Origin of the sequence: [Chlorobium] sp. 445 (assembly GCA_002763895.1) — a bacterium.
Lineage (GTDB): Bacteria > Bacteroidota > Chlorobiia > Chlorobiales > Thermochlorobacteraceae > Thermochlorobacter.
Genome location: NSLH01000055.1, coordinates 1 through 4259, shown reverse-complemented (window position 1 = coordinate 4259; position 4259 = coordinate 1). Strand labels below are relative to the sequence as shown.

Sequence of the window (4259 nt, the reverse complement as noted above, 5' to 3'; positions counted from 1 at the left end):
CTTGCTGCTTATCGCGACGTGCTGCCGATTCTCAAAAAGCGATGGACGAAAAAAAATGTGAAAGGATACTTAAAAGGCGAATGCGTTGAGCCTGTGTTCCGCAAAACAAGTAACTTCGACATGAAGCCCGCCAAGAAAAAGAAACTTGACCTTTCGTTTGAGGCGAAAGTTTAGATTTTAGATAAGAGTGCTTCTTACAAAGAAAATTGTGAAAGAGACTTAACGCAATTCAGAGATAGTCATTTTTGAGTGAGTGCTTCATCGATCGCTATAAGTAAATCTACGAGTTCATAAGGCTTTTGCAGAATACGGTAGACACCCAATGCCAGAAATTCTTCAGAAAGATGTGGTTGCAGATATCCTGTTGTTACGATGACCTTAGCATTAGGACGAATAGCTTTGATTCGGCGAAAGACGTCCAAGCCACTCATCTCTGGCATATTGATATCGAGCAATACAACGTCGAATTCACCTCTACCTGCTTCGAAGAGCGCAATGCCTTCCAAACCATTAGATGCTGTATAAACTGCATAACCATGTTCTTGCAATTCCTCAGAGAGAAACTCACGAATGCGGTCTTCATCTTCTATGATGAGAATTTTACCAGCATAGCCGCTGGGGATATGCCTAACACTTGCTGACAAACTTTCCGAGCTGCCAGCGTATTTTACTGCTGGAAAGAAAAGGTGAAATGCAGTGCCTTTGCCAACCTCACTCTCGAGGGCAATATACCCATTGTGGTTCTTGACAATACCATAGACCATTGAAAGCCCAAGACCCGTGCCTTTGCCAGATTCTTTCGTAGTAAAGAAAGGATCAAAAATTTTGGAGCGAATCTCTTCAGGAATGCCCGAGCCAGTGTCGCGTAGGGTAACGTGTACAAACTTTTTACTTATGCTAACACTGTATTGTGATTGAAACCGTGCGGGTATAGGCTCATAGCGCAGTTCAAAAGAAATTTCTGCACGTGAGCGCCCCTCATTCAAAAGTGGCATAATGGCATCGCGTGCATTCACGGCAAGGTTCAGCAAGGCTTGTTCTAGCTGACCTTTGTCGCCCTCTACCATTGGGATGTCTTCAGGTGCATCTACTGAAATTTTGATACGCTTATCGAGTGTCGGTGCGAGAATTTGAATGACTTCTGAAATACAGGTTTGCAACGAAACGGGTTTAGCCTCTGTTTTAACCTGACGTGCAAAGCCAAGCATTTGCCGTGCAATGTTAGCCGCACGATGAACATTAGTTTCAATTTGAGTGAGTTTTTCATGCTCAGGAGTTCCTTCAGGAAAGCGCCGACGCAGCATCGTTGCATAGCCTAAGATGCCTTGCAAGATATTATTGAATTCATGCGCCACGCCACTTGCAAGCACACCAAGCGACTCCATCTTTTGCGACTGCAAAAGTTGGTTGTAATACTGTTCCTTCTCTAGCTCAGCTTGCTTTTGCGCAGTAATATCCATCATAGAGCCGTAAATCTGTATCACCTTGCCTTGGTTATCTTTGCGCGGTTTGCCGATGATTTTTACCCATTTTTCTTTCCCTGTCTCTGTGTGCACACGCACTTCTACCTCGTAGTCTATACCTTCTTGAATCGCACGTGTAAAAACAGGCTCAAGACGTTGGAGTTCGTTTGCAGGAACGAGTTTGAAAAACTCTTCAAGTGTAGGCTCACCTTTGGAAAAATCACGCTCGTAGATGCGAAAAACTTCCTCTGACCAAGTGATTTTCCCGGTGATAACATCATATTGCCAACTGCCAATGTGTGCAAGTTGCTCTGTCTCAGCAAGCATCTGTTGCATGTCTCGGAGAGCTTTATCTCGAGCTTTGCGCTCTGTAATATCTTCAACTGCAGTGACCTTGTAGCGCCTTCCATCTTCAAGTGTGAGCAATTCACCCGTTACATAGATATTTCGCAATGCCCCATCTTTGCGCTGCAAAAGCCATTCGCCTATGCTGTGCGTCTCACCTGCAATAAATGCGGAATGTGCGCCTATAGCACGCAGCCGCTCCTCGCTAGGAATGACCATCGTAAAGTGCTTGCCAATCAATTCCTCGCGTGTATAGCCATAAGTCTTGCAGTAAGAGGGATTGACTTCCACGAAGTTACCCTGCTCATCTGTAAGGCAAATGCCAATTGGAATGGTGTTGTAAAGCGACTGCAAAAGCGAAAGATTGTTGCGTAAGGCAATTTCTGCTTCTTTTTGCGCAGTAATATCTGAGGCTGTAGAGATACCATAGAACTCATTATCGTTTGGATCTTGAAAAACTGATACGGTGAGTTTTGCCCAGACGATTTTGCCATCCTTACGGATGTAGCGTTTTTCAAGCTCGTAAAAAGTGCGCTTGCCCTGCATGAGTTCTTCGACAAATGCCAGTTCTTTTGGCAAGTCGTCAGGGTAGGTGAAACTCTTCCAGTCCATGCTCCTTAGCTCATCTTCAGTATAGCCAACCAAACGCTCGAAGGCTGAATTGACAGCGAGAATATGAGAGGCTTTGACAAAGACAATCCCAATTGGAGCATAATCAAAAATAGAGCGGAAGCGCCGTTCGCTACTAGCAAGAGCCATTTCAGCCTGCTTACGGTCTTCAATCGGAATATCGATTTCAACAAATGTGCGCTTGCCATCAGGTGCAGTCCCTTTGAAGAAAAAGCCTTGGTACCATCGGTATTGCGTCTCTCCATACTGGCGAAGGCGATGCTCAAACGAGATGGTTTCGCCTCTTTCTAAGCGCTCATGATACTCGGCTAAATGCTCACGAAAGACTTTTTCGTCGTCGGGATGAACCAGCTGGAAGTTTGGATCGTCAGAGAATTGCTGGACTGCTTGTAAATACGCAATGCTATGAGTTAAACCGCGGTTTTGACAAAAAGCTTTGTTAGCAAAAACTAATTTATTGTGCTCACGAAGCGCAATGCCGATAGGTAAGGCATTGAGTAGCCACTGGAGTTTTTCTTCGCTTTTTTGGATAGCCTGCTCAGCTTCTTTGAGGTGTGTAACATCAGCAAGGCGGATCATCAGCACGCGCTGCTCACCAAAGAGAAGTTCCTTGATAGAGAGATTGCCCCAGAACCGTCGACCTTTTGCTGAAACATACTCAAGCTCACTGGACCAAGAGTACCCTAAATTGAGATGATTCCAAATTTCAATTTTTTCATCGAGTGTAAAGGGTCGGGCTTGAAAGCGCTCGCCGTTTGTGCCAATCAAATCTTCTTTGCTATCGACTTCAAAGAGTTCTACAGCACGTGGATTACAATCTCTGATGAGCAGCGTTTCAGCATCCACTATCAAGATAGCATCTGAGGATTCATTGAACAGTGTGGAGAGATAAGCCTGCGATTCTAAGAGCGCCTCTTTCGTTTGCGTGCTCTCGGTGATATCACGAATGATGTTGAGCAAAAATCTCTTGCCTGCCAAAGGCTCAATGAATGAAGCGCTCGACTGCATAAGACGCTTTTCGCCACTGAGAAGCCTAACTTGAGCGACTATCCCAAAGGCAGGTTGACCCGCATCGAAAAAGGCACGATAGGCTGTGCGTGCCAGCTCACGATAGTCAGGATGAAAGACGATAGCAAAATCATTGCCAATAAGCTCTTCGCGAGGAACGCCATAGAGTTCGCAGTAAGCCGGATTAGCGTCAATCACTGTACCGTTCGCATCAGTAATCACAAAGGCTTCTAAGGCATGTTGCCAGACCTCGTTCAGCAAAGAAGAGGTTTGCAGAAAGTCTAGCCGTGCGAGTTTTTCAGCCGTGATGTCATCTGAAATCCCAATGACTTCTGTAACGGCACCCTGTGCATTACTTTCAAAAGGCATCAGGCGTGTCTTTAACCAATGCTCACGAATGCTAATCTCAAACTCGACAACTTCACCAGCAAACGCACGCTCGTAGTATGGAATAATCTGGTCGAGAAGAGACTTAGGAAAAGTTCTAGAAAGTGGTACGGCAGAGCGAGGCGGAAAATCTATGTTGAACGCTTGGGCAAGTCGCCCTTTGCTCAGTGTAATAACATATTCGCCTGTAGCGCTCTTACGCACACGAAACACATGACTGTGTAAAGCGTCCAATGTCTGCTCAAATTCAGTGGTAGGGGCACACTGTGCATGACACCCGGCAAGTTCGAGATCAAAAAGCCTTTTAGCAGTTTCAAAGGCCATTTCATCTTTGCAGAGCCCGCGTAAAGTTGTAAGAAATGTCTCGTTCATGGCTTCTCGGTAGCTGAGATTGAGGTGGAAACACAGTATACATATGTTAGCTGC

Annotated in this window: 1 protein-coding gene; it reads right to left on the bottom strand. The window is 45.4% G+C overall.

What is annotated here, in order from left to right; all coding sequences use genetic code 11:
- Nucleotides 1-239: 239 nt before the first annotated feature.
- Nucleotides 240-4205: a hypothetical protein gene (locus CMR00_12520; GenBank protein ID PIO47041.1), complete on the bottom strand. Its 3966-nt coding sequence runs from the start codon at nt 4203-4205 to the stop codon at nt 240-242.
- Nucleotides 4206-4259: the final 54 nt, after the last annotated feature.